General features: G+C 70.7%; 23 protein-coding genes. 15 read left to right on the top strand and 8 right to left on the bottom strand.

The features are described 5' to 3' along the window. Positions 1–61 precede the first annotated feature (61 nt). Both B0I29_RS37765 and B0I29_RS37760 read left to right on the top strand, forming a co-directional pair. The gene (locus B0I29_RS37765; protein ID WP_111653971.1) at positions 62–4,993 is read left to right on the top strand and encodes a DUF6531 domain-containing protein; all 4,932 of its coding nucleotides are present in this window, start codon (positions 62–64) and stop codon (positions 4,991–4,993) included. Further along, on the top strand, positions 4,990–5,319 hold the full coding sequence (locus tag B0I29_RS37760; protein ID WP_146617028.1) for a hypothetical protein: 330 nt from the start codon (positions 4,990–4,992) through the stop codon (positions 5,317–5,319). Before B0I29_RS37765 ends, B0I29_RS37760 begins: the two co-directional genes overlap by 4 nt. A 3-nt stretch (positions 5,320–5,322) precedes the next feature. Here B0I29_RS37760 and B0I29_RS37755 read toward each other — a convergent pair whose 3' ends face one another. Beyond that, positions 5,323–6,282 carry a serine hydrolase domain-containing protein gene (locus tag B0I29_RS37755; protein WP_181558181.1) on the bottom strand — a complete coding sequence of 320 codons (960 nt, stop codon included), beginning with the start codon at positions 6,280–6,282 and terminating at the stop codon, positions 5,323–5,325. A 108-nt stretch (positions 6,283–6,390) separates the two neighbouring features. Between B0I29_RS37755 and B0I29_RS37750 the strand changes: the two genes are divergently transcribed. Continuing rightward, on the top strand, positions 6,391–6,978 hold the full coding sequence (locus tag B0I29_RS37750) for a putative glycolipid-binding domain-containing protein (protein ID WP_181558180.1): 588 nt from the start codon (positions 6,391–6,393) through the stop codon (positions 6,976–6,978). Here B0I29_RS37750 and B0I29_RS37745 read toward each other — a convergent pair. After that, the gene (locus B0I29_RS37745) at positions 6,941–7,393 is read right to left on the bottom strand and encodes a cupin domain-containing protein (protein ID WP_111653967.1); all 453 of its coding nucleotides are present in this window, start codon (positions 7,391–7,393) and stop codon (positions 6,941–6,943) included. The genes B0I29_RS37750 and B0I29_RS37745 overlap by 38 nt on opposite strands. 30 nt (positions 7,394–7,423) lie before the next feature. On the opposite strand from B0I29_RS37745, the gene B0I29_RS37740 reads away from it, so the two are divergent. Beyond that, on the top strand, positions 7,424–8,014 hold the full coding sequence (locus B0I29_RS37740; RefSeq protein ID WP_111653966.1) for a TetR/AcrR family transcriptional regulator: 591 nt from the start codon (positions 7,424–7,426) through the stop codon (positions 8,012–8,014). Here the strand turns inward: B0I29_RS37740 and B0I29_RS37735 are convergent. Together B0I29_RS37735 and B0I29_RS37730 are read right to left on the bottom strand one after the other, a co-directional pair. Next, positions 8,000–8,545, bottom strand: a complete 546-nt coding sequence (locus B0I29_RS37735) for a TetR/AcrR family transcriptional regulator (RefSeq protein WP_111653965.1) — start codon at positions 8,543–8,545, stop codon at positions 8,000–8,002. The two genes, B0I29_RS37740 and B0I29_RS37735, sit on opposite strands and share 15 nt — an antisense overlap. Continuing rightward, on the bottom strand, positions 8,542–8,853 hold the full coding sequence (locus B0I29_RS37730) for a DMT family transporter (RefSeq protein WP_221402272.1): 312 nt from the start codon (positions 8,851–8,853) through the stop codon (positions 8,542–8,544). Before B0I29_RS37730 ends, B0I29_RS37735 begins: the two co-directional genes overlap by 4 nt. Before the next feature lie 135 nt (positions 8,854–8,988). Between B0I29_RS37730 and B0I29_RS37725 the strand changes: the two genes are divergently transcribed. Then, complete coding sequence (locus tag B0I29_RS37725; protein ID WP_245973086.1) at positions 8,989–9,588, top strand: GNAT family N-acetyltransferase; 600 nt, start codon at positions 8,989–8,991, stop codon at positions 9,586–9,588. A gap of 143 nt (positions 9,589–9,731) precedes the next feature. Here B0I29_RS37725 and B0I29_RS37720 read toward each other — a convergent pair whose 3' ends face one another. Beyond that, positions 9,732–10,700 carry a LacI family DNA-binding transcriptional regulator gene (locus B0I29_RS37720; RefSeq protein WP_111653963.1) on the bottom strand — a complete coding sequence of 323 codons (969 nt, stop codon included), beginning with the start codon at positions 10,698–10,700 and terminating at the stop codon, positions 9,732–9,734. 76 nt (positions 10,701–10,776) lie between these two features. Here B0I29_RS37720 and B0I29_RS37715 point away from each other — a divergent pair, with 76 nt between their 5' ends. Together B0I29_RS37715 and B0I29_RS37710 are read left to right on the top strand one after the other, a co-directional pair. Continuing rightward, the gene (locus B0I29_RS37715; protein ID WP_111653962.1) at positions 10,777–11,331 is read left to right on the top strand and encodes a cysteine hydrolase family protein; all 555 of its coding nucleotides are present in this window, start codon (positions 10,777–10,779) and stop codon (positions 11,329–11,331) included. 39 nt (positions 11,332–11,370) lie between these two features. Then, positions 11,371–11,961 carry a class I SAM-dependent methyltransferase gene (locus B0I29_RS37710; RefSeq protein ID WP_111653961.1) on the top strand — a complete coding sequence of 197 codons (591 nt, stop codon included), beginning with the start codon at positions 11,371–11,373 and terminating at the stop codon, positions 11,959–11,961. 1,049 nt (positions 11,962–13,010) lie between these two features. On the opposite strand, the gene B0I29_RS37705 is transcribed toward B0I29_RS37710, so the two are convergent. Next, complete coding sequence (locus B0I29_RS37705) at positions 13,011–13,556, bottom strand: hypothetical protein (protein ID WP_111653960.1); 546 nt, start codon at positions 13,554–13,556, stop codon at positions 13,011–13,013. A 284-nt stretch (positions 13,557–13,840) separates the two neighbouring features. On the opposite strand from B0I29_RS37705, the gene B0I29_RS37700 reads away from it, so the two are divergent. The 3 genes from B0I29_RS37700 (at position 13,841) to B0I29_RS37690 (ending at position 15,292) form a co-directional block, all read left to right on the top strand. Further along, positions 13,841–14,149, top strand: a complete 309-nt coding sequence (locus tag B0I29_RS37700; RefSeq protein WP_146617027.1) for a hypothetical protein — start codon at positions 13,841–13,843, stop codon at positions 14,147–14,149. A gap of 84 nt (positions 14,150–14,233) precedes the next feature. Next, positions 14,234–14,794 carry a histidine phosphatase family protein gene (locus B0I29_RS37695; RefSeq protein WP_111653958.1) on the top strand — a complete coding sequence of 187 codons (561 nt, stop codon included), beginning with the start codon at positions 14,234–14,236 and terminating at the stop codon, positions 14,792–14,794. An 81-nt stretch (positions 14,795–14,875) separates the two neighbouring features. After that, positions 14,876–15,292 carry a hypothetical protein gene (locus tag B0I29_RS37690; RefSeq protein WP_111653957.1) on the top strand — a complete coding sequence of 139 codons (417 nt, stop codon included), beginning with the start codon at positions 14,876–14,878 and terminating at the stop codon, positions 15,290–15,292. Here B0I29_RS37690 and B0I29_RS37685 read toward each other — a convergent pair. Continuing rightward, positions 15,287–17,971: a helix-turn-helix transcriptional regulator gene (locus tag B0I29_RS37685; protein ID WP_181558179.1), complete on the bottom strand. Its 2,685-nt coding sequence runs from the start codon at positions 17,969–17,971 to the stop codon at positions 15,287–15,289. The two genes, B0I29_RS37690 and B0I29_RS37685, sit on opposite strands and share 6 nt — an antisense overlap. A 172-nt stretch (positions 17,972–18,143) precedes the next feature. Between B0I29_RS37685 and B0I29_RS37680 the strand changes: the two genes are divergently transcribed. Then, positions 18,144–19,025 carry an alpha/beta hydrolase family protein gene (locus B0I29_RS37680; protein WP_111653955.1) on the top strand — a complete coding sequence of 294 codons (882 nt, stop codon included), beginning with the start codon at positions 18,144–18,146 and terminating at the stop codon, positions 19,023–19,025. A gap of 63 nt (positions 19,026–19,088) precedes the next feature. Continuing rightward, on the top strand, positions 19,089–20,330 hold the full coding sequence (locus B0I29_RS37675) for a hypothetical protein (protein ID WP_111653954.1): 1,242 nt from the start codon (positions 19,089–19,091) through the stop codon (positions 20,328–20,330). Positions 20,331–20,399: 69 nt separating this feature from the next. Here the strand turns inward: B0I29_RS37675 and B0I29_RS37670 are convergent, their stop codons facing one another. Next, positions 20,400–21,047, bottom strand: a complete 648-nt coding sequence (locus tag B0I29_RS37670) for a hypothetical protein (protein WP_245973083.1) — start codon at positions 21,045–21,047, stop codon at positions 20,400–20,402. Between the two features lie 184 nt (positions 21,048–21,231). Here B0I29_RS37670 and B0I29_RS37665 point away from each other — a divergent pair, with 184 nt between their 5' ends. Genes B0I29_RS37665 through B0I29_RS37655 form a run of 3 tightly spaced genes read left to right on the top strand, consistent with a single transcriptional unit; the run spans position 21,232 to position 24,818 of the window. Continuing rightward, positions 21,232–22,563, top strand: a complete 1,332-nt coding sequence (locus B0I29_RS37665; RefSeq protein WP_111653952.1) for an efflux RND transporter periplasmic adaptor subunit — start codon at positions 21,232–21,234, stop codon at positions 22,561–22,563. A 42-nt stretch (positions 22,564–22,605) separates the two neighbouring features. Next, entirely contained in the window at positions 22,606–23,355 is a 750-nt protein-coding gene (locus B0I29_RS37660) for a response regulator transcription factor (RefSeq protein WP_111653951.1), read from the top strand. Beyond that, positions 23,352–24,818, top strand: a complete 1,467-nt coding sequence (locus B0I29_RS37655) for a sensor histidine kinase (RefSeq protein ID WP_181558178.1) — start codon at positions 23,352–23,354, stop codon at positions 24,816–24,818. Before B0I29_RS37660 ends, B0I29_RS37655 begins: the two co-directional genes overlap by 4 nt. Positions 24,819–24,841 lie beyond the last annotated feature (23 nt).

Genomic DNA, 24,841 nt, shown 5'->3' with positions numbered 1-24,841 from the left:
ATCGCAATCACTTGCCAGATTCGGGGGATGGCGATGATCGATATGTCTGGCCGGGTGTGACGTGGCGACGAGTTCGGCTCGGCCGGATGATCTGGACGCGTTCGTCCGTGGCAATCGCGCGGCCGACGACGAGTTGCGCGGGCGTCTCGCCAGGCTGCGGGCCGCTTACGGTGAGTTTCAGGACGGCAACGTCTGGGGCCGGCTGGACGCTACGTCGCTGATCAATGCCCTGGGTCAATATCTGGATCTCAACGAGGTCGACTCCCGATGGGTGGCGCGGATTTCGCAGGCGTTCCGGGCGGCGGGTGGCGACGGTGATCTTGCGACGCTTCCGGATGCGGCGATCAGCGCATCCCTGCGGGCTGCGGGCTTGGGCGGTGGTCGTTCTTCGGTGACTTTCGACGATCCCATTGGGTACGGTTTTCCGCCCACCAGTGGGTTCGCCGATGATCCGGTGAACACGGCCACCGGCAATTTCTTGATCGCGGTGTCCGATTCTCGTCAGTGGCGTCGTGTCTACAACAGTCGCTCGGGTGAGGTGGGCGCGTTCGGTCTGGGTTGGTCGTCGTGGGCGGATTGCCGGTTGCTGGTGTCGCCGGAGGGTGCGGTTTATGCCGGGCCGGATGGGCAGCGGGCGGTGTTCCCGCGGCAGGGCGTGGGTTACGGCTGGGTGGTCGGGATCGCGGCCGAGGTCGTGCCGCGAGCCGAAGCCAGCGACGGCGGTGCCGGAGATGGCGCTGACGGTGGGCTGGAGTTGCGGTGGTTTGACGGCCGGGTGTGGGTTTTCGACGCGGTGGGGCGGCTGCTGGAAGCGGACACGCTCACGTTCGGCTACACCGATGGCCTGCTGAGCAGTGTCACCGCGCGTGGCGGCCGCACGGTCACGGTCACCTGGGCCGGCGATCGGATCGTGGCGGTCGGCGATGTGGATTTCGTTTATGCGGATGGTGTTCTGGTCGCGGGCGGTGATCACCGCTATGAGGTGGACGAGCACGCCCGTGTCGTCGCCGTGGTCGACGCCGACGGGGTGGCCGAGGCGCGGAACAGCTACGACACCAGCGGCCGGGTGGTCGAGCAGGTGTCGTCCTTCGGCCGGCGCACCCGGTACGTCTATCTGCCCGGCCGGGTCACCGTCGTCGGCGACGGGGACTTCACCGGCGTCACGAACACCTATGTTCATGATCAGCATGGGCGGCTGTTGTCGGTCACCGACGGTCATGGGGAACGGCTGAGCCGTACCTATGACGAGTGGGGAAATCCGGTCACGGTGACCGACCGCAAGGGTGCGGTGACCATCTCGCGCTGGGACGACCACGGCCGGCTCCTGCGCCGGACCCAGCCCGCCGGCGAGGTCGTCGACTACCGCTACGACGATGCCGGCCGCGTCCTCGAAGTCGCGGCGGGCGACGCGACTGTCCGATATCGATACCTCGGTGACGAGCGGACACCGGCCGAGATCATCGATGCCGAGGGCGGGGTGACCGGGTTCGACGTGCGCGACGGCCTGGTTCACCGGGTGACCGATCCTGACGGGGTCACGATCACCTTCGGCTTCGACCGGGCCGGCGACCTGATCTCGGCGACCGACGCGCTCGGCAACACCGCGCTGCTGCGGCGCGACGACGAGGGCAGGCTGGTCGCGACGGTCACGCCGCTCGGGCGGCAGACCCTTTTCCGGTACGACGGCAGTGGCCGCCTGGTCGAGCGAGAGGACCCGGGCGGCGGGGTGTGGCGCTACGCCTACTCGCCGGGCGGCCGGATCGTGTCCGTTACTGATCCGGCCGGAGCGCGTCGCGAGACCAGTTACGGCGAGCACGGCGCTGTCGAGCAGACGGCCGGACCGCTCGGCGAGATCACCGGCCGTCGCTACGACGACATCGGCAACCTGGTCCGGCTGATCGCCCCGGGCGGCGCGAAGTGGGACTTCACCTATGACGCGCTGTCCCGGCTGACCGGCACGACCGATCCGGCGGGCGCGACCTGGCTGCGCGAGTACGACGCCGAGGGCAACCCGATCGGCACCGTCGACCCGGCCGGCGTCCACCGCACCGTCACCGTCGATGAGACCGGCCGGATCGCCGGGCTCAGCGACGGCCTGACCGGCAGCACGTTCGCGTACGACCAGCTCGGCCGCACGGTCTCCCACCTGCGCCCGGACGGCACGGAGGCCAGAGCCGGGTACGACCGGTGCGGCCGCCGGGTCTCGATCACCGACCCGGTCGGCGGGGTGACGCGGGTCGCGTACACCCCGGCCGGCCGGATCCGCCGCCTCGTTTCCCCGGGCGGCCGGGTGACCGTTTTCGAATACGACGCGGCGGGGCGCAGAGTGGCCCGGATCGACGGCGCGGGCCGGCGAATCGAGTTCCGGTACGACGCGGACGGGGCGATGATCGCCGCCGGAGCAGTGTCACCTGCCGATGCGTCACCTGCCGGCGCGTCTCCTGCCGCGCAGCCACGCGCGGCCGATCGGGCGGACGCGGATGCGGCGCCCCCTCGGCTCCACGAGGCCGTGGACTCTGGCGGTGCGGGTCAGTTTGTTGCCTTCCGTTATGACGACGCCGGGCGTCTGGTGGAGCGGGACGGCACCCGCTACTCCTACGATCCGGTCGGGCGCCTGGTGGCGGTCACCGATCCGGCGGGCGGCACCCGGCGTTATGAGCGTGACCTCGCCGGCCGCGTCGTGGCGGCGGTCGACCCGCTCGGCCATCGGACCGCCTACGAGTACCACCCGCGCGGCTGGCTCACCACGGTCACCGATCCGCTCGGTGGCGTGGTCACCCGCCGTCACGACGAGGTGGGACGAGTCGTCGCGGAGACCGATCCGCTGGGCCGGACCACCACGTTCAGCTGGGACGCCTCGGGTCGTCTGATCAGCCGTACCGACGGTGCCGGGCGTACCGTCACCTGGCGTTATGACGTCTCCGGGCGGGTCGTCACGATGGCGGCGGGTGACGGTTCGACGGTGGCGTTCCGGCGGGACACGCTCGGCCGTCCGGTTGCGATCGACGACGGACCGTACCGGCAACGCCTGGTCTGGGATCAGGCCGGCCGGCTCGTTGCCCGTGATCGCGACGGGCTGGTCCTGGGCCGTGACTACGGCCCGGACGGTGAACGGACCGCGCTGATCCTGCCGGACGGTTCCACGACGTCGTACAGCTACGACGCCGGTGGGCTTTTGTCCGGTGTGACAAGCCCGCTGATCGGTCATCTCGCTGTCACACGGGACGCGCTGGGACGAATCGTCAGCGTCGACGGGGCCGACGGCAGGCGCGCCACCTGGGATTACTCGGACGGGCGGCTCGTCGAGTACTCGTTCGGAGGCCGTGCGACCAGGCTGACCCGCGACGCCGGCGGCCGGATCACGGCAGTGGGGGAGCGGTCCTTCGGCTACGACCCGGCCGGTCAGCTGATCTCGGCCGGCGGCAGGGAGCTCGCCTACGACGCCGCCGGCCGGCTTGTCCGGGATGGATCAGAGGCTTACGGCTACGACGCGGCCGGTCAGCTCGACGACGCTGAATACGACGGATCCGGTCGGCGACTTCGGGACGCTGTTCGTGCGTACGAATGGGATGGGTTTGGGCGTCTCACCGCGGTGAGCGTGGGTGATCGGCGGGTTTCGGTCCGCGTCGATGCGACCGGTGAGCTTGCCGAGGTGGACGGGCAGGCGGTGCTCTGGGACGGTGCGCCGTGCTGGCTGGGCGGCGAGGCGGTGGCGGGACCGGGCGTGCCGTGGCAGGCAGGTGCGGCGCGGCTGGAACCTGACTGGCAGGGGACGCCGGGCCCGGCGCGCGACGAGTGGGGTGCGCCGGCGCTGGTGGAGCCGGGGATCGGGTTCGGCGGTGAGCTGGAGTTCGCCGGGCTGACCTGGTTGCGGAATCGGGTTTACGACCCGTCGTCGCGGGCTTTCTTGAGCCCGGATCCATTGCCGAGCGTGCCGGGGACGGCGTGGTCGGGGAATCCGTATCACTACGCGGGGAATGATCCGCTGGGGCGCGCGGATCCGTCAGGGTTGCGGCCGATCACCGATGCGGAAATGGCTGCTTATCGGGATGGGATGGGCAGCGGGTTCTTCGAGGACGCGGCCGATTGGGTGGGGGAGAACTGGGAGTACCTGGCCGCGGGCGCGATGGTGGTCGGCGGGGTGGCGCTGATGTTCACCGGGGTGGGTGGGCCGGCGGGGATCGCGCTGATGGCGGCGTCCGGCGGGTTGATCGCGGGCGGCGCGAGTGCGGGCATCCAGAAGTTCACGACCGGCGAGGTGAACTGGGCCGAAGTTGGAAAGACCGCCCTGATCGGCGCTGCGACGGGTGCCGCCGGTGCGGGCACCGCGGCTGCGGTGGGCGGCTCGTTCCGTCTGGCGGGTACCAATCCCTTCGTCCGGGAGCTCGTCGTCAACGGCGCCGAGTCCATCGTGAGCGGCGGGATCGACCGAGGCCTGACCGGCGGGAATGTCTTCAGTCCGAAAGCGTTGGCATCTGACCTGCTCAGCGGTGGCGTCATCCGTAGCCCGGGAGCCCGGGACGCCGCCGAGGGGATGACGCACCTGTGGCGTTTCCATACCCTGGCCGACCCGCAATCCCTGCGGCCAAGTCTTACGCTGGACTCGATCGAGGATCAGAAGTACGTCATGGACGTCACCACCGCGAGCCGCGAGAACTATCTCGGCCGCGCCGAGTCGCACGCCGCCGGCTCTAACCAGCACAGCCCATTCCTCAGCCTGACGACGGATCCGCACCTCGCCGCCGCCAGCCCGGAACCGCAGCTGTCGACCATCGCCACCGGATTCCCGGGACACTCCAACGTCGGTCGAGCGCCTGACCTGAGCCTCTTCCGCGTGCCGAACGAGATGATCGTTCACCCGCAGAACGAGCTGTCCCGGATGGAGGGCGAAGTACTGTTCGACGGCATGGACGGCCGGAATCTTGCGGATTACATGGTGAGCACGCAGCCGAATCCGTTCCCGTTACCACCAGCACCCTGGGCGGCGACATGATCGATCCTTTGGATTACGACGACATCATCGTCACGGTTGCCCATCCCTGGGGCGACGGTCATCCGACTCTGACTCAGTGGATCGCGTCGGGACCTGGCGAGCACCGGCCCCTTGTCGGCATTGTCGCGGCCAAACGCGGGTCGACAGGGGATCCGATCGACCTCGGCGAGATTCCGCTGGAGTATCACAACAGCCGGAAGAGCCGGCGGCTTCAGCGGGAGGGTTCACTGCCGACACCGTGGGGACCGCCGCCCGACGATCCGCCGATGCTTGACATTCCGATCAACACGCCACCGCATATCCGGCGGATGTTCGAGGACGACTGATCCTCAACGACCCGATGGGAGGGCGGTCAGCAGTTCGAACGCGGCCCCGTCCACCGGCCGTCGTGTGTCGCTCAGCGCGACCACCCCCACTCTCCTCTCGCGGTCAAACCCCACAAACGAAACAAAACCGCCGGTCCCGCCGTTGTGGAAGAACTGCTCGGAACTGCCCTTCACCCGCCGTGAGAACCAGCCCAGCCTCGCGGTCAGGAACGGGTTGACGCGGTGCTCCACGCCCAGCGCCGCCTCGGCCGCCGGCGCCAGCTCGCTCTCCGGGTCCCACTGCGCCCGCACCACAACGGCCAGGTCGGCGACCGTGGAACGAAGACCGCCGGCCCCGGTCAGATCTGCGAGATTCCACGGCGGAACGGGCCGGCCGACCTTCCGATAGCCCTGCGTGACAGCACCGGCCACCGACGTGGCCGTCAACCTCAGTACGCCGCTGATCTCTCGCGCCACCAGCGCCTCGTAATTCAGGCCGGTCCGGCGGGACAGCGCTAGGCCGAGAAGCCCGGCCCCGAAATTCGAATACCGGAACTTGCGCCCCGGCTCCGCGCTCAAGCGCGTGCGTTCCAGCGACTTCGACAACATCAAGGACGAACACCCTGCGTACGGGTCAGGCTGCGACGGACGCAGCAGCGCACCCAGCAGCATCCCGGTGGGCAGCCGCGGGAGTCCCGACGTATGCGTCGCCAGGTGCCGCAGCGTGATCGGCGCGCCGCCCCGGGTCGGCACCGGGAAGCCGAAATCACGCAGCGGCTCGTCCAGCGTGACGGCGCCCGCGACGACAAGGCGCGCCAGGGTCAGAGCGGTGAAGACCTTGGTGACCGAGCCGATCTCGAACCGGGTGGACGCGTCCAGGCCGGCCGTCCCGCGTACCTCGACCCGGTCGCCGGTGATCGTCGCGACCACGACGCCGTGCCGCCGGGCCGCGAGCTTCGCCACTGCCTGCTCAAGATCGGTCACCAGCCCCATGATGGGCGATACGCACAAGGATGTGATCACCGCGTACGGACGAATGGGTGGTAACGGCGTTTACGGGATGCCAGGATGAGACGCGGCAAAGGAGGCGTCTTGACCACAATCGGTACCCGTGCGCCGGGGATCGCGTTGACCGGCCCGGTGGCCTGGCAGCGTACGAGCGCGGTCGGCACCGAACTGGTGTTCCCCGGGACGGCGGGTGCGGGCGGCACCGCCGTGGTCACCGGCGCTGACCCGTACACCCTCGACTGGCGGGCCGGCCTCGACGACGACTCGGCCGTGACCGAATTTGCCGCGAGCTGCAAGGGCGCCGGCTGGACGCGTACCCTCGAAATGCGCCGCACCGGCGACGGATGGGTGACCACCAGGGAAGGCCTCGGCGAAGCCGGGCCGCCGCCCGCCGAGCTGGATCCGTCCGCATTGATCTTGCTCGCCGGGTCGCCGATCTTCCTGTTCTGGGCGGTGCGGCACCTCGGGCTGACCATCGAGTCGGGGCCGGTGCGGGTGACCGCGATCCGGGTGGCGGTGCCGTCCTTGGCGATCTCCACGGGACCGATCACATGCCACCTGGTCAGCGCGAACAGGTTGCGGGTGACCGGCGATGGGCCGGCCGGGACCTACGAGCTGGACGACTCCGGCATGGTCACCTATCAGCCGGGTCAGCTGCGTCAGGTTCGGTGAGCAGCCGCCAGTCGGCATATTCGAAACCGGGCGCGACCACGCAGCTCACCAGCGCCGGTTCGTCGCCGGCCGGGCGTGCGGTCTGCCAGACGCCGGCCGGGACCAGGACCTGCGGACGTTGACCGGCGGCGATGTCCGCACCCAGCAGGATCGACGTCTCCTGACCGGGATTGCCCAGTCGCAGCTCGATCGGGCCGCCGGAGTGCCAGAACCACAGCTCGTCCGAACGCACCACGTGCCAGGCCGACTCCTCGCCCGGATGCAGCGCGAAGTAGATCGCGGTCGCCGACGCGCGCGGACCGTCGTAGCCGTCCGGTTCGAACGTGATCGGCGACTTCCACGTCTCGCGGAACCAGCCACCCTCGGGGTGCGGCTCCATGTCCAGCTGCTCCGCCAGCGGCGGCCTGTTCGTCATGGGGGCTGATCCTAAACTTACGATGGGCGTGTGCCCCGCGTTTCCGAAGCTCATCTCGCCGCCCGCCGTCAGCAGATCATCGATGCCGCAGTGCGGTGCTTCGTCCGCAAGGGGTTCCATCAGTCCTCGATGCAGGACGTGATCAAGGAGGCGGACCTGTCGGTCGGCGCCTTCTACCGGTACTTCAAGAGCAAGAACGAGCTGATCACCGCGATCGCCGGCGAGAAGATCGGCGAGGTGACCTCGGTGCTCGACGCGGTCCTCGAAGCGGATCCGATGCCGCCGGTGCCGGAGATCATCGACCGGGTTCTGGAGCTGGTCGACCGGTCGATCGACGGTGGCGGGCCGGTGCGGATCGCCGTGCAGGTCTGGGGTGAGGCCGTGCACGACCCGGAAGTGGCCGCAATCGTCGCCGAGATCTATGGGCGAGTGCGGTCACGGGCCGTGCACATCGCGGAGCGCGCCCAGGCCGCCGGGCGGCTCTCCGCCGACGCCGATCCGGTCGGTGTGGGCGGCGCGCTGTTCGGGCTGATCCAGGGTTACATCCTGCAGCGCATCCTGATCGGCAACGTGGACCGGACGCAATACGTGAACGGTGTCCGTGCCCTAGTCGCGGGCTAGCCGCCGGATCGCCGACGTCAGGCCGGGCTCGTCGACATCGGTCTCGGTGGTCAGGGCCAGCAGGATGATGCCGTCGATCAGTGCGCAGATGTCGCGGCCGGCGTCCGCGCCGACGTACGGCTGGAGGATCTCCGGCAGCCCGCGCATCCAGACGTCGGCGAGCGGCCGCAGCGCGGCGTCCCGAGCTGCGGCGACGCAGAGTTCGTACTCCAGGCGCACCTGACGGCGGTCGGTGAGGTAGTCGCGGACCAGCTCGGTGAGCGCCACGGCCATGTCGGGCGCGTCCCGGAGCCGGTCTTCCCACTGATGCAGATCGGTCTGCAGCGTCTCGACGGCGTGCCGGAGTCCGGCCGCGATCAAATCATCCAAAGTCGGGAAATAGTAGGTGGTCGCGCCCAGCGGCAGGTCGGCTTTGGCGGCGACCGCGCGGTGCGTGGTCCGCCCGACGCCGGCCTCCGCGATCACCTCCATTGTGGCGGCGGCGAGCGCGGCGCGCCGGGCTTCCGGATCGCGGGTGCGGCGCCCGGTCAATGCGCCGTCCCGCTGTTCAGATTCAGCATCACGACTCCGGCGATGATCAGCGAAATTCCGGCCACTTTAGCCGCTGTGACCGGTTCGCCGAGATACACCGCGCCGATCGCCACGATCGCCGCCGTCCCGACCCCGGACCAGATCGCATAGGCCATGCCCACCGGAATGCCTTTCACAGCCTGCGAGAGCAGCACGAATGACGCTCCGTAGGCGATCAGGCACGCGGCGGTGGGCCACAAGCGGGTGAAGCCCTCGGTCGCCTTCATGAGGCTGGTGCCGATGAGCTCCGCCGCGATGGCGGTGAACAAGTAGACGTAAGGCACGGGTGGACCCTTCTTGTACGTTCGTACTTGTACGATCGTACAAGAGCGAGCGCGACGCCGGCCAGGCGCTTTTCGGGTGATCCTTGCGGTGGAACCGCTTCCACGTTCTAGGGTCCGGCCGTGCCTGAGATCCGCGCTTTTCAGCCCGCTGACCTGCCCGCGCTCTACGACATCTGTGTCCGCACCGCGGCCGCCGGTGGGGATGCCCGTGGTCACTACTCGACCGATGCCCTGATGGGCGACCTGTTCGCCGCCCCTTACGTCCACCTGGCGCCGGAGCTGGCGTTCGTGCTGGAGGACGAGGGCGAGGCGGTCGGTTACGTCGTCGGTACCGCCGACACGACCGCATTCGCCCGCCGTTACCGGGACGAGTGGATCCCGCTTCTGGCCGATCGTTACCCGGTCCCGCCGCCTCCGCCGCGCACCGCCGACCAGGACATGCACGCCCTGCACCACTATCCCGAGCGCATGATCGTCGCGGGCCTGGAGGGCTTTCCGGCGCACCTGCACATCGACCTGTTGCCGCAGTATCAGCGCCAGGGCCACGGCCGCCGCCTCATCGAGCGGTTCCTGTCCGTGGTACCGGCGCCGGGCGTCCACGTGGGCATGCTGACCGAGAACGTGGAGGCCAGAGCCTTTTACGACAGGCTCGGCTTCACCGAACTCCCGGTCCCCGACCCGGGCCCGCTCACCTATCTAGGCATCAACTCCCGCAGGTGAGGTCCCGCCCAGGGCCGTCGCCTGCCTGTGGTGTGAGCACTGCACAGCCTCACGGACGGGCACCCAACCAGGACGGGCCGCCGCGGCCGCGTTGCCGCAGGAGCTGCTGTGGTCACGATGAGCTGCCGCAGGAGCTGCTGTGGTCACGGTGAGCTGCCGCAGGACCTCCGCAGCACCGGACGGCTCGGGAAGAGGCGGCCCGCCGCCGGAACGCCCAGCGCCGCCTGAACGGCCGAGATCGCGATCAACTCGACCGGATGGGTGGCCGAGGTCAGGCCCGGGTGCACGACGTCGGCGATGGGGCTGTCGTCGAAGCCGGTCACGGCGACGTCGTCCGGCACGCGGACACCGTCAGCAGCCAGGGCCTGCAACACACCGAGCGCCATGGCATCGCTCACGGTGGCGATCGCGTCGGTGCCTGGCCATCGCCGGCGGATCTCGCGGGCGGCGGCCCTGCCCCGGGCCGTCGTGAAGTCGCCGTGCACCACCCGCACCGGAAGGCCGGCCTCGCGCATCAACCGTGCATATGCCGCCAGCGGCGCCCGGGAGGCGGCCAGCCAGCGCGGACCCGCGACCAGAGCGATGCGGCGGCGCCCGGTGCGATGGAGCTGCCGGATCAGTGCCCCGACACCGGCGGCGCTGTCGACATCGCTGCCGCCCGCGCCGATCATGCCGGTGCGGCCTCGCAGACCGGCGGGCAGGCCGCGCACGAGGTCGCGGTCGTGGCCGGCCAGCACCAGCGCGGCGACACTGCGGTCGGCGGCCAGCCGCTCAAGCTCGGCGGTGGCGTGCAGCGGGAGCCGGAGCAGGGCCGTGCCGAGGCCCTCCGGCTCGGTCGCGGCGGCCATGGCGGAGGCCGCCCTGGTGACGAACGGGTCGCGCAGGATGTCGGCCCGCTCGTCACGGACCGCGAACACGATGCGGGTGCCGGACTGCCGGGCCAGCCTGCGAGCGACCGGGTGCGGCACGTAACCCAGGTCGATGGCCGCCTGGCGGACCGCATCGCGGCTGGTCGCCGAGGAAGGGCCCCGCCCGGAGAGCACCCGGGAGGCGGTCGCGGTGGAGACCCCGGCGCGGCGGGCCACATCGGCGAGGGCGGGATTCGCTGTCATGCTCCGCATCTTCCTCCCGGGGTACGACATTTCCGCCGCCGAGTTTTTGTCAGGGGGCCGGTCTACTGTGCGGAGCATGACGACATTGACCGATCGGCCTCACACCGCGTTGCTGATCATCGACGTGCAGAACGGTGTGGTGGCCGGCTCGCCGAACCGTGACGAGGTCATCACGAACATCAACGCGCTGCTCGACCGGGCGCGCTCCGAGGATGTGCCGGTGATCTGGGTGCAGCACTCCGACGACGGCCTCACCCGGGACAGCGAGGCCTGGCAATACGTTCCGGAGCTGAAACGCCGCGACGACGAGCCGCTGATCCACAAGAATTACGGCGATTCCTTCGAGGCCACCGATCTCGAGGAGCAGCTGGCAGAGCGCAAGGTGGGCCGGCTCGTGGTCACCGGGGCGCAGACCGACGCGTGCATCAGGTCGACCCTGCACGGCGGGTTCGTCCGGGGTTACGACGTCACTCTGGTCACCGACGCGCACACCACCGAGGACCTTTCGGCGTACGGTGCGCCGGCCCCCGAGCAGGTCATCGCCCACACGAATCTGTACTGGCAGTGGCAGAGCGCGCCGGGGCGTACCGCTGGGACCGCGGAGACGGCGAAGGTCTCCTTCGCGGGGTGATCGTGCGCGGGTCCGGGCAGGGGTTCGTAAGGTTGCCGGATGAGCACCGACAACCTGTGGCTTCGCCAGATCGCCGAAAACCCGAGCCACTCCCAGTGGTACATCGACCGCTTCCGGGAGATGGCCGCCCGGGGTGACGATCTGGGCGGCGAGGCCCGCATGATCGACGCCATGGTGCCCCGGGGTGCTCGGATCCTCGACGCCGGTTGCGGCACCGGCCGCGTCGGTGGCCGCCTCGCCGCGAGCGGGCACGACGTCACCGGCGTCGACCTTGACCCGGAGCTGATCGAGGAGGCCCGGCGCAACCATCCGGGCGTTCGCTGGCAGGTGGGTGACTTGTCGGAGCTGTCGCTGGGCGAGACCTTCGACGTCGTGGTGTGCGCCGGGAACGTGATGACGTTCGCCGGTCCGTCGAGCCGGGCGAAGATCCTCGTCCGCTTCCGCGAGCACCTCGCCGACGGAGGGCGCGCCGTCGTGGGCTTCGGTGCCGGCCGAGGCTACGAGTTCGACGATTTCCTGAAGGACTCGTCCGGCGCGGGCCTGCGGTCCGACCTGCTGCTGAGCACCTGGGACCTGAGGCCGTCGACTCCGGACGCCGACTTCCTGGTCGCCGTGCTCCGCCCGGAGTAAGCGGCCGTGCCCGGACCGGGCGGCCCGGCCGTGAGTCGCGCGGGTTTCGGGCGGCTCGGCCGTGAGTCGCGCGGGTTTCGGGCGGCTCGGCCGTGAGTCGCGCGGGTTTCGGGCGGCTCGGCCCTGAGCTGCGCGGGTTTCGGGCGGCTCGGCCCTGAGCTGCGCGGGTTTCGGGCCGCTCGGCCCTGAGCTGCACGGGTTTCGGGCCGCTCGGCCCTGAGCTGCATAGGGTCGGGCGGCCCTGCCCTGCGTTTGCATCGTTCTGGGCGGCCCGGCCCCGCGCTGCATCGGCCCCGGCCCGCCTTGCGACCGGACTTCGGTACGCAACGGCTGCCATGTGGGCTCTCGTCTCACCGGTCGTCACGGAGGGCGAGCGTCAGGCAAGGGATGCCGTCGTCGCCGGCCCGACCTTGGATATTCGCAGGTGCCCTGTGCCCCACAAGTCTCCACGGTCCCGGGGCCGCCCGACGTTGTGGTGACAGGGCGTGATCAGGGCGCTCGCAGGCCACCCGAAGTCGACACGCCACGGACGGCCGGCCCGGAAACTCGTGCGTTTGTGGTCGGGCAGAGGGCCGAACCGCACAAGATCTGTGCACGACGCCTCGCAACGAGAGCCACCACGCCGCCCGAACCTTCTGCCGATCCCCAGCGTGGCGAAACCCGGCTGGGCGGGAGTCGCCAAGATCGCGTGAAGGGGTGAGGGCCTGGGAACGGTCCGGGATATGGAGCGGCCCGGCCGGAGGGTTCCGGCCGGGCGGGGGAGTGGGAAGGAGCGGGTGCGGGTGGTTCGTGCAGAACCGGAAAGCCGGGGGAACCGGGGATGAGGCGGGAAGCGGGAAGCGGGGGAACAGGGGAAGCGGGAAGGCCGGGGAACGGGGGAACCGGAGATTAAGCGGGAAGCGGCGGAACCGGGGAACCGGGGAACCAGGGAACGGGGAACCGGGGAGCGGGGGAACCAGGGAACGGGGAACCGGGGAGCGGGGGAACCAGGGAACGGGGAACCGGGGAACCGGGGAACCGGGGAGCGGGGGAACCGAGGCGGTTGTGGGTCAGAGCAGCCAGGGGTTGTGCTGGACCAGGGGGAGTGTGGCCCATCGGCGGCCCAGGCCCCAGGTGTGGCCGGCGTAGGTCAGGGCCAGCACCGCCGCCGCCAGCGCGTAGATCACGTGGTAGTCGACGATCGGGTTGCTCGACCCGGACGCCGGCGGCCACTCGGCGACCCACATGAAGGCCATCATCAGTGCTGTCGCCACCGCGCTGATGCGCAGGCCGATGCCGGCGATCAGGGCGGCGCCGATGCCGAGCAGGCCGAGCATGAAGAGCCAGTCGACAACCGGGTTGCCGGCCATGCTGTGGAAAGCGTCGGCGAACGGGCCGGTCTCCAGGGAACCCAGGAAACCCTTCGCCGGGGAGCCGCCGTTGATCCAGGCGCGGGCGGACGGGGTGGCGTATCCGAAGCCGAAGGTCTTGTCCAGGAACGCCCAGAGGAAGACGAAGCCGGTGGCGATCCGGAGGACCGCCAGCGAACGAGCGGCGGTGTGAGTCAGCATGGAGCCCGGCGCCTCCACACTCTCCAGGTGGGTGATGGTGGTCATCTGGTCCTCCCTCAGGTGGTGTCTTCACCGATGACTATTCGCCGTGCGGGCGCCGCGCACCGGTGCCTGAGGACACCGGTCCCCGGGCCGAAAGTCCTATGAGGCATCGACGGTCATTGAGCAGTCGTAAACGTTGCGTGGCCGATCTCGCGCCATCTGAACTGAGTCGGGTCGCTGACACGATCAAAAGGCCTGCTCATGCTGGGGACGAGGGCGAAACTTCACCCGGCCGACTCGTGATCAGCCGGGCTTGTAGCGAAGATGTCACCCAGGGGGTGGTTGTGATGATGGTTCTGTTCGTGGCTGTGATCGGCCTGCTCCTGGCCGCGATTCTCGCCCTCTGGCCGCTCTCCTCGGAGAAGCCGCGGTCCCCACAGAGATTCCGGGGCTCGGCGCCGGTGAAGCCACCCGGCAGTCATGCCGAGCCGTCCGCCGGACCGGCCACTCTGGAGGGCATCCTGGCCGGCCAGCTCCTGAGCGGAGAGATCTCCCAGCGGCAGTACCTGCGGGCCGTGGAGAACCTGGCGGCCCGTGACGAAGAACGCCACCCGCTCACCCTGCGCTGGGACGACCGACCGGGAGCTTGGTCATAAAGAGCGGTAAATAAGGAAATCGGCCGGCGTCACCGGGTAGAAAGATCACGGGTACAAAGATCAGGTGATGACCAGGGAGCGCCGATGGCGGAGATAGTGCTGATCCGGCACGGGCAGACGGAGTGGAGTGCCAACGGGCGCCACACCTCGTACACGGATCTCGAATTGACCGCGGAGGGTGAGCGGCAGGCACAGGCCGTCGCCCAGCGCCTGGCCGGCCGCACTTTCGCCGCGGTGCTGTCGAGCCCGCGCAAGCGGGCGCTGCGGACCGCCGAGCTCGCCGGTCTCACGGTGACCGAGGTGACCGAGGACCTGGCCGAGTGGAATTACGGCGAGTACGAGGGCATCACCACCAAGCGGATCCACGAGACCCGGCCGGGCTGGTCGCTCTGGACCGACGGCTGCCCGGGCGGTGAGTCCCCGGAGCAGATGAAAGTCCGGATCGATCGCGTCCTGGCGAAAGCCAAGGAGTACGACGGCGACGTCGCCCTGGTCGCGCACGGGCACACCCTGCGGGTGACCGGCGCGCGCTGGGTCGGCCTGCCGCCGAGCGCCGGTGGCCTGCTGAAACTGGACACCGGCACCCTTTCCACCCTGGGTTTCGAGCACACGGTGGACCCGGTGATCAGCTCCTGGAACGCCTGACATCCAACACACAGGCACGGCACATGGTGACCCACAGGCGCGGGGCCAATCGTGGACTTACACGAGGGACCCAATGAGGGGATGACCACCATGCTCACGCAGCTCAACCCAGAATCCGCGCCGGCTCCGGCGCCGCACCCGGTCGTCGCTGTGCTCGGGCAGCGGAGCCGGGTGGCGAGCCTTCCGCAGCACCTGCCGTCGGGCTGGTCGATGCGGCTGGCGCCCGGCCTGGAGGACGTCCGGTCCGACGAGTTGGTGGTGCTCAGCGGCGCCACCGTGCACGACGTGCGGGTGGCCCGCGCGGTGCTGCCGTCCGAGACCCGGATCGTCGCGCTGATCGACGACTGGGCGGCGGTGGAGCTGGTCTCCGGCGTGCTCACCGCGGGGGCCGACGTCTGCGTGCGCGGCGGCCACCCGGCGATCCTGGCCGGCCACCTGGTGGCGGTCCGCCGCCGCCAGCTGGCCGAGCGCTGGGACCACATCGAGGCCATTCTATAAGAGCTTCCGGGCCATCTCGGTGCGCGACCGCACGCCCAGCCGGGCGAAGACGTTGCGCAGGTGATGGTCGACGGTCCGCGGGCTCAGGTGCAGCTCCTGCGCCACCTCCCGGTTGGTGGCACCGCCCGCGACCAGCGCCGCGATCCGTTCCTGCTGTGCGGTCAGCTCCAGGCCGTCCAGGGACATCTTCCGGGATTCGACGCGTTCACCGGCGGCGCGCAGCTCGCGAACGCTCTGCGCCGCCCACGGTTCCGCATCCAGCATCCGGAACGTCTCCGCCGCCCGCCGCAGGTGGGTACGCGCCTCGACGTGCCGTCGCCGCCGGCGCAGCAGCCTGCCGAACAGCAGCTCGGTGTGCGCCCGGGGGAACCCGGCCTCGCCGGTGTGCCGCAACGCCTCCCGGAAATGGATCTCGGCCGCCTCGGCGTCGTCGGCCCGCAGCGCCCGGCATCTATCCCGCAGCGCCAGCCAGACGGGTTGCCCGGTGCGCCCGGCCCAGCGGTCGAAACCGGCCGCCACAGCGTCCAGCCCCAGCGAGCCGGCGCCCGCCTGGAAAGACGAACCCGCGCCAGAAGAACCCGCACCCGCCTGCGCGGCCGACTCCAGCAGATGCGGGACCACCGCCACCTGCAGCAACGCCGACCCGTACCCCGGTGAGGCGGTGACCACCCGGCCCAGCCGCTCGGCGGCGGCGGGTGCGCGCCCGTCCACCAGATCCAGCAGGGCGAGCGCCCAGTCGCAGAGTGCCCGGGAGGGTCCGCCGCCGGCCGCGGCGATCCGGGTCAGCGCGGTCTCCCGATCACCGACGAGCGCGGCCAGCACGGCGAGCACCGCGCTGTGCACGGCGGCCAGGGCGGGCTGCCCGGTGGCGCGGGCCATCGCGGCGCCGTCGAGCGCGGCCGTGTGCGCGGACGCGTAAGCGCCCGAGGCCAGCTCGGCGGTGGCGGCCATCTCCAGGGCCTGCGGTACCAGGACGGTCGCGCCCGACTCGCGGGCCAGGACGGCGGCGCGCCCCGCGACGGCGGCGGCCCGGCGGACGTCGCCGACCAGGATGCCGGCCGTGGCGGCGCGGACCAGTGATCCGGGGTCGGTGACCCGGTCGGCCGCGTCGAGGGCGCGGCGGAACCGGGCGAACGCGGCCGGCTCGTCCCCGTCGGCCATCCGGGCCAATCCGGCGACATGATGGAACGCCAGGGTCACGGCGGCCGGTTCGTCGCCACGCTGACGTGCGGTGACGCGGCGGGCGACGCCGGCGTACCGGCCCTGTTCGCCGGGCCGGGCGGCGGCCTCACCGGCCAGGGCGAGAGCTTCCAGGGCGGTGGGGGTGTCGCTGTCGGCCAGCTCGGTGGCGACGTCCAGCAGCAGGTCGCGGGCGCCGGGCCGGCCGTCCGGCAGGCCCATCTCGGCGGTCAGGCCGCGGGCGCGTACCCGGGCGGTGCCGGCGGCCCGCGGAATTCTGCGGATCATCAGGCCGGCGTCGTGCGGATGCCCGGTCAGCCAGGCGAACCGGGCCGCGTCGAGCAGCGCCTCACCACGATCACCCGGGTCCCGGTACAGCTCGGCGGCCCATCGGCGCGCCTCGGCCGCGGCCTCCGGCTCGGCGGTGCGCGCGGCCCAGGTCAGGTCACGCGCCAGCGCGGGGTCCGGCCCGATCGAGGCCGCGGCCCGGTGCAGCAGCGCCGGCAGCCGGTCACCGCCGGCATCCAGAACCCGCGCCAGCGCGAGGTGGGCGGCTCGCCGGCGGCTCACCACATTCCCGGCGTACGCGCCATCGCGCGCCAGTGGTGATCCGAAACGGACAGCCGCTCCGTCAATCGTGATCAACCCGGCCCGTTCGGCAGGTGCGAGGTCATCCAGGGCGGCAGGGCGCCCCGCTGCCAGCAGATCGGGCAGGGTCACGGCCGGCCGGGCCGCCGCGAGCAGCAGCAGATCCCGCGTCACAGCCGGCAGCGACTCCACCAGCGCGCGGTGCCGGAGCAGCAGCGGACTCCCCGGCGGCAGCGTCTCCGGCAGCGGCGCGTAGCCCCGGCGCTGCTCCGGCGTCAGTGCCCCGGCCAGCTCGATCAGGGCGGCCGGGTTGCCGCCGGCCAGGTCGATCACCGCGTCGGCTACCTCCCGGGCCAGGTCCGGTGCGTGCCGGGCCAGCAGGTCACGAGCCGTGTCGCGGGGGAGCGGATCGAGGTGGAACACCGGCAGCCCGCCCGGATCGGCGCCGGCCGGCATGGTCGCCAGCAGCGCGAACCGGGGCATCCGCCGCGCCGCGAACAGCACGGCCCGCCAGGACGCCTCGTCCATCAGGTGCGCGTCGTCGATCACGCAGAGCAGGGGTTGCCGTGCGTTGAGCGTACCCAAGTGATCGTGAAGGGAAAGACCGAGCGCAAGGCGCTCCACCTGCGGTGACGCGCCGCGCAGAGCGCGTTGCAGCTCTCCGGTCACGTCACCGGAGGTGGTCAGGAGACGTTGCAGGCCCGAGTACGCGAGACCGGACTCGTCCTGATGTCCCGGAGCGGACAGGACGGTCCAGTCGTGCGCCGAGCGGGCCACCGCGCCGGCGAGCGTGGTGCGGCCGGCGCCGGGAAGACCCTGGACGACGAGCGCGCCACGGTGACCGGCCTCGGCGGCGGCGAGCAGACCCGCGACGGCCGGCGGAAGTTTTTGCACTAACGGTGCAGCAAACATGGGGCGATTTTGGCCTGCCGGACGGCTTCGCGAAAGGGCCATTTCGGTTGATGAAATTTCCGGGACATTGCCGACTGATGACAACACCGGTGATTTCGCCGATGCCTGACCGTCCCGGACCGGCTGAGACTGACGCTCGTCGATCCATTCCCCCGGTCTAAGGAGAATCGACGTGAAGTCAACCGTTCCCTCTCGCACCCGACGTTTCCTGCTCACCGCCGCCGCCACCCTCGCCCTGACCGCAGGGCTGGGCGTGACCGCCGCGCAGGCCGCCGACAATCCCTACGAGCGGGGTCCGGCCCCGACGCTCAGCGCGCTGCAGGCCTCCCGCGGCCCGTTCGCCGTCTCGCAGACCTCGGTCTCCCGGCTCGCGGCCAGCGGGTTCGGCGGCGGCGAGATCTACTATCCGACGTCGACCAGCTCCGGCACGTTCGGTGCGATCGCGATCTCGCCGGGCTTCACCGCGTACTGGTCCAGCATCTCCTGGCTCGGTCCGCGCCTGGCGTCGCACGGCTTCGTGGTGATCGGGATCGAGACGAACACCACGGCCGACCAGCCGGCGTCGCGGGGCACCCAGCTCCTGGCGGCGCTGGATTACCTGACCCGGTCCAGCTCGGTGCGTACCCGCATCGACGCGAGCCGGCTCGCCGTGGCCGGGCACTCGATGGGCGGCGGTGGCAGCCTGGAAGCGGCCAGCGACCGGCCGTCCCTGCAGGCGGCCATCCCGCTCGCGCCGTGGAACACCGACAAGACCTGGTCCGAGCTCCAGGTCCCGACCCTGATCATCGGTGGCGAGTCGGACACGATCGCGCCCGTCGCGTCACACTCGATCCCGTTCTACAACAGCATCCCGGCGTCGGCCGAGAAGTCGTACGTGGAGCTGAACAACGCCAGCCACTTCTTCCCGCAGAGCACCGACACGTGGACGGCGGTGCAGGCGGTGTCCTGGCTGAAGCGCTTCGTCGACAACGACACCCGGTACGACCAGTTCATCTGCCCGGGCCCGAGCAGCGTCTCCATCTCGGACTACCGCAGCAGCTGCCCGCTGATCTGACCGTGAGATGACGCTGGGCCGGCGGTGATCACACCGCCGGCCCAGCGTCCGTAAGGTCGGTGCGTGCCATCGATGCCGGACCGAGGAGTGAACCTGCGCGTCGACGAGATCCACCGTTCCCGCCTTCGGGGCCTGGCCGGCAACCCCGGACTTCCGCTCGATCTCCTGCGGCGGGTGATCGGCCATCCGGACGTCCGGCCACTCGACCTGACACGCCGGCGGTGGTCCGACGAGACGTTCGACTTCCTGGCGGCGCACCCCGACGCCAGGATCCGGCAGTTCCTGGCACGAACCTCCGGCCCGGCGCCCGAGCAGCGTGCCCGTCTGATCGATGACCCGAGCACGTCCGTGGTGATCGAGCTCCTCGACGGGCCGTACGCGCGGTGGGCGCCGACGTTGCCGGACTGGGCGTACCGGAAGCTCGCCCGGGATCCGCGACGGCTGGTCCGGATGTTCCTCGCCGAGCGGCCGGATCTCCTGCCGCCCGATGTGCTCGACGCGCTCCGGCAGCTCGGTGACCCGCTCCTGCCGGGCGCCGGAAGCGAGACGGCGGCGCCGGCAGTGGACCTGGACCGGCTCGCGAGCAGCGCTTCGGCGGGGGATCGCCGCGCGGCGGCCGGCCATCCGGGGCTCCCGGCCCGGTGGATCGGCACGCTGGCGGCGGACCCCGATCCGGACGTCCGGCTGCACCTGTCGATGCGGCCGGGCCTGACCGAGCCGGAGCGGGCCGCGATCGCCTGCACGGTGACCGAGGATGACCGGATACCGTTGCTCGGGTGGGTCCTCGACGCCGGCGGTGACCTGCTGGATCGCTGCGTTCGGTCGGCCCACCCGGGGCTGCGTCGCAGCGCGGCCCGCAACAAGCGGCTCACGCCGGCGCAGATCGAACTGCTCGGGGCGGACGACGACTTCCCGGTCCGGCTGCTGCTCTGCGAGCAGCACGCGGGCGTGCCCGCGGCGCTGGTGGTGGACACCTATCTGGAAGCTCAGGTGATCACCCGTACGGACCTGCTCTGGCACCCGGCGCTGGCCGGTGCGGACCTGACCGGCTACGCGGATTCGCCGGACTGGAACGCCCGGGCCATCGTGGTGCTCGACCGTCGCGCGCCGGCTGAGCTGATCGAGCGGCTCAGTCACGACGAGGACTCCGCGGTGCGGAAATGGGTGGCCGGCGACGAGCGGCTGACCCCGGAGCGGGCTCTCGAACTCTTCGCGGAGCGGCAGACCACCAGCGCGGCCTCGGCGAACCCCAACCTGCCGGTCGACCTGATGGAACAGATCCTCGCCGAAGCCGCGGTGCGCTGAAAAAGAACCGTGCCGGCGTCGCTACAACGGGGGGCAGCGCGACGCCGGCACGGAAACTTCGGGGGTTACCTACGAGGTGGCGGCTGCCGTCGGCTTCAGGACCGAGCAGGTCTCGACGGCCTTCTTGGTCGCCGCGTTGGATTCGTCGAGGTTGGCGGTGTCGGTGACGCCGTTCTCCTTGAGGCAGTTGGTGTACGCCGCGTCCGCGCCGCCGCCGGCGTTGTTGCCGCCGCCACCGTTGCCGCGGCCGGCGCCCATGCTGGGCCGCACCGAGGCGCACGCGGTCTGTGCCTTCTCCCAGGTCGCGTCATCGACGCCCTCGGGCTGCGAGAAGCCGCCGCCGCCGGGGAAACCGCCGCCACCGCGCTGGCCGGCGCTGCCGGAGGGCCGGGGCTGGCCGGACGGCATCGCGCCGGGCTGGCCACCGCCGCCGGGGCCGCCGGACGGCATGACGCCGCCGGGTGCTCCGGACGGCCGGGCGCCGCCGTTGCCCATGCCGGCGCCGCCGGACGGCATCGTGATGGTCACGCCGTTCTCGTTCAGGCAGCTGATGTACGCGGCGAACGCCGAGTTGCCGCCACCCTGCTCGCTGCTGGTGCCACTCGTGCTGCTGCTGTCGTCCGAGCCGCCACCGCAGGCCGCCGTGAACAGCACGGCCACGGAAGCCACGAGCAGAGCGCCCGCGCGGAGACGCGTCTTCGAACTGACTACCGGCACGTTGAGTCTCCTGTCGATGCAAGCCAAGAATGTGGGTGGAAGCCCGGATCAGAGGAAAGCGGCCGGAGCTGTGCGCAACGTCGGACGACCCTAGGAATTACCTAAGAGCGGCCGGTACGGCTCCTAGCGAACTCCGAGGCGGGACCGAGGCCCCGGCGAGTTGGGCTCGCCAGACTCCTCGGCCATGGGTGTTGCACTGGCCGGTCGCCGGCGATTGATCTGGCTCCTCGTGGCGGCCGTCGTGCTCGCGTTGATCGCCTTCGGCGTGGTGCGTGCGCTGACGGCGGGCGCCGCGGACGACAAGACGAAGGCGGCCGAGACCGCCACGGTCGACAAGGGCGCGGTGACCACCGAGGTCGCCACGACCGGCACGCTGCAGGCGGCACAGACGCGCAGCTTGTCATTTTCGGTCAAGGGCACTGTCGAGACCATCAAGGTCCGGTCCGGCTCGACGGTGACCGCGGGACAGGTCCTCGCGACCGTCGACGACACGGACGCCGCCGAGGCGGTCGACGACGCCGAGGACGCGCTGGACGAGGCACAGGACAACCTCGACGAGGCCGAGGAGAACGCGTCGTCGGCCACGTCGACCGAGACCACCGGGTGTGACGTGGCCGCCGCGTACACCACCACCGCCACGGCGTCGGCCACCGCTACGGCGTCGCCGTCCGTGTCGGCCACGGCCTCTCCGACGGCCATCGCTACGGCCACGGCCACGGCTACGGCCACCACATCGCCGTCGTCCACGCGTACCTCGAAGGCGGCGGCGTCTCCCACCACCAAGGTCCCCGGAGGCAGTGGCGGGACCACCGGAGGATCTTCCGGCAGCTGCGGCAGCAGCTCCGGGAGCGGGAGCGGAAGTGGCAGCGGGAGTGGCAGCAGCGGCGGCCAGCAGGGCGGCAGCAGCTCCAGCGGCGACGCGATCCTCACCGCGCAGCAGCGGGTGAACCAGGCCGAGGTGAACCTGGAGGAGGCCGAGGAGGCACTGGAGGGCGCCACCATCACCGCGCCGATCGCCGGCAAGATCCTCTCGGTGAGCGGCAAGGTGGGCAGCCAGGTCAGCTCCGGTTCGGCGTTCATCAGCCTGGCCGACGTGTACGACATGCAGATCAGCGCGGACTTCCCGGAGGCCGACGCGGACCACCTGGACGTCAGTCAGAAGGCTGTGATCACGCTCGCCGACAAGGCCGGGCAGAACTTCGACGCGACCGTCGTGCAGGTCGACCCGGTCGGCACCAGCGACGGCACGCTGACCCGGTTCGGCGTGGTGCTCTCCTTCGACGACGCCCCCGAGGAGTTGCTGGTGGGGCAGAGCGCGAACGTCCGGGTGACGACCGGCAGCAAGGAGGACGTGCTGCGGGTGCCCAGCACGGCGGTGCACGACGTCAGCGGATCCACCGGAACCGTGGCGAAGAACGGCGTCCCGACGCAGGTGAAGCTGGGTCTGCGGGGCGATCAGTACACCGAGATCACGTCGGGCCTGGCCGAGGGCGAAGTGGTCGCCAAATCATGGTGAGTTCATAGCTGGCTCAAAGAATCGGTTGGTACTTCTAACTCCGTGCTATCCGAGACCCGTGTTTCCGCCACCGTCAGTGACCCCGCGGCGCGACCCGCTCGCGTCCTCGTCGTCGACGACGAGCCGAACATCTCCGCGCTGCTCAGCGCGACGCTCCGGCTCGTCGCCTACGACGTTCGTGTCGCCGGCTCCGGCCACGGCGCCCTGGTCGCGGTGCAGGAGTTCGAACCGGACCTGATCGTCCTCGACGTGATGCTCCCGGATCTGGACGGCTTCGAGGTGGCCCGGCGGCTGCGTGCCGCCGGGCACCGCGTCCCCGTCCTGTTCCTCACCGCCCGCGACGCGGTCGAGGACCGGATCCTCGGTCTCTCGGCCGGCGCCGACGACTACGTGACCAAGCCGTTCAGTCTCGAGGAGGTCGTGCTACGGATACGCGCGATCCTGCGGCGCAGCCAGCCGGACGAGCCCCTTCCGGACACTGGCGTGCTGCGCTACGCGGATTTGGAGATGGACGAGCACGCCCACGAGGTGCGGCGGGCCGGCCGGCTGATCGAACTGTCCCCGACCGAGTTCAACCTGCTCCGCTATCTGATGACGAACGCGGGCCGGGTGGTGAGCAAGGCACAGATTCTGGACCGGGTGTGGAAATACGACTTCGGTGGCGACGGCCGCATCGTGGAGTCCTACGTCTACTACCTTCGCCGCAAGATCGACCGGACGGATCCGCCACTGATCCACACGGTCCGCGGGGTGGGTTACGCGCTGCGATTGCCGCGCGGCGGGGAGGAGTGAGGCGCTGGCGCCACTGGACGCTGCGCTCGCGCCTCGTCCTGGTCGTCGCCGCGCTGTCCGGGGTCGCCCTGATCGTGGCGAACGTGGCCGGCCTGCTGTTGATCCGCAGTTACTTGCAGGACCGGATCGACGAGCAGCTGGTCGGGATTTCTCGGCCGATGTCGGAGATATCGCCCTGGCAGCAGGGCTTCGCGCCGCGCGCGGGCCGCTTCCGGGTGGGCGCCGATCAGGTCAACTACTTCTACCGTACGGACGGAACCCTCGACCCGACGCGAAGCTCGTCGACAGCGGGTGATCGGCCGGCGGTGTCACCTCTCAGCGAGATCACAAAACTCGCGGGGACAGGCCCTTACACCGTCTCCACCGCTGACGGCGCCGACTGGCGGATGATCGCGGTCGCGGTCGGCGACACCGGTGGGTACGCCGTCGTCGGCTCCTCGCTCATCGAGGTCGAACAGACCACCGAACGGCTCCTGCTCATCGATGCCGGTGTGATGGTGCTGCTGCTCAGCCTCCTCGGGGCCGGCGCCGCGTTCGTGGTCCGGCTCGGGCTGCGGCCGCTCACCGAGATGGAGTCGGTGGCCGCCGACATCTCGGCCGGCAGCCTCTCCGGCCGGGTGCCCGATCCTGATCCGCATACCGAACCGGGGCGGCTCGGCCTGGCTCTCAACGCGATGCTCACCCGGATCGAGGCGGAGGTCGACGCGCGTACGCAGTCCGAGCAGCGGCTCCGGCAGTTCGTCGCGGACGCCTCGCACGAGTTGCGTACCCCGCTGACCTCGATCCGCGGTTTCGCCGAGCTGTACCGGCGGGGCGGGGTCCACAGCTCCGCCGAGCTCGACGAGACGATGGCCCGGATCGAGGGCGAGGCCGGCCGGATGGGTGTGCTCGTCGAGGACCTGCTGATGCTGGCCCGCCTCGACCGCCAGCGCACCCTGGAGATCCGCCGCGTCGACCTCCTGGAGATCGCCGCGGACAGCATCCGGGACGGGCACGCCCGGGCGCCCGGGCGGATCATCCGGTTCGCCGACGAGTTCGAGCCGGCCACCGTGCTCGGCGACGACCACGGCCTGCGTCAGGTCGCCGCGAACCTGGTGGCGAACGCGCTGAACCACACCCCGGTGGGCACGACCGTGACGGTACGCGTGGGTTATGGATTCACCCCTCACGACAGAGCCGTGCGTTCCGGGCCGGTCACCATCGGTGACGAGGTGCCGGTGGCGTTCCTCGAAGTGAGTGACGACGGGCCCGGTGTGCCGGCCGAGCACGCGCATCGTGTCTTCGAGCGGCTCTATCGGGCCGACTCCAGCCGTTCCCGCACCAAGGGCGGTGGATCCGGGCTCGGCCTGGCCATCGTCGCGGCGATCGTGCACAGCCACGGCGGATGGGTGGAACTGGTGGACAGGCCCGGCGGCGGAGCCTGTTTCCGGGTCGTGCTGCCCGCTGTCAGTGACTCCCTGTGAGGTTCCGAGCTATCTCCCAGGTT

It is taken from the genome of Actinoplanes lutulentus (genome assembly GCF_003259845.1).
In the GTDB taxonomy this organism is placed as follows: Bacteria; Actinomycetota; Actinomycetes; order Mycobacteriales; family Micromonosporaceae; genus Actinoplanes; species Actinoplanes lutulentus.
This window is presented reverse-complemented; position numbering and strand designations above follow the sequence as displayed.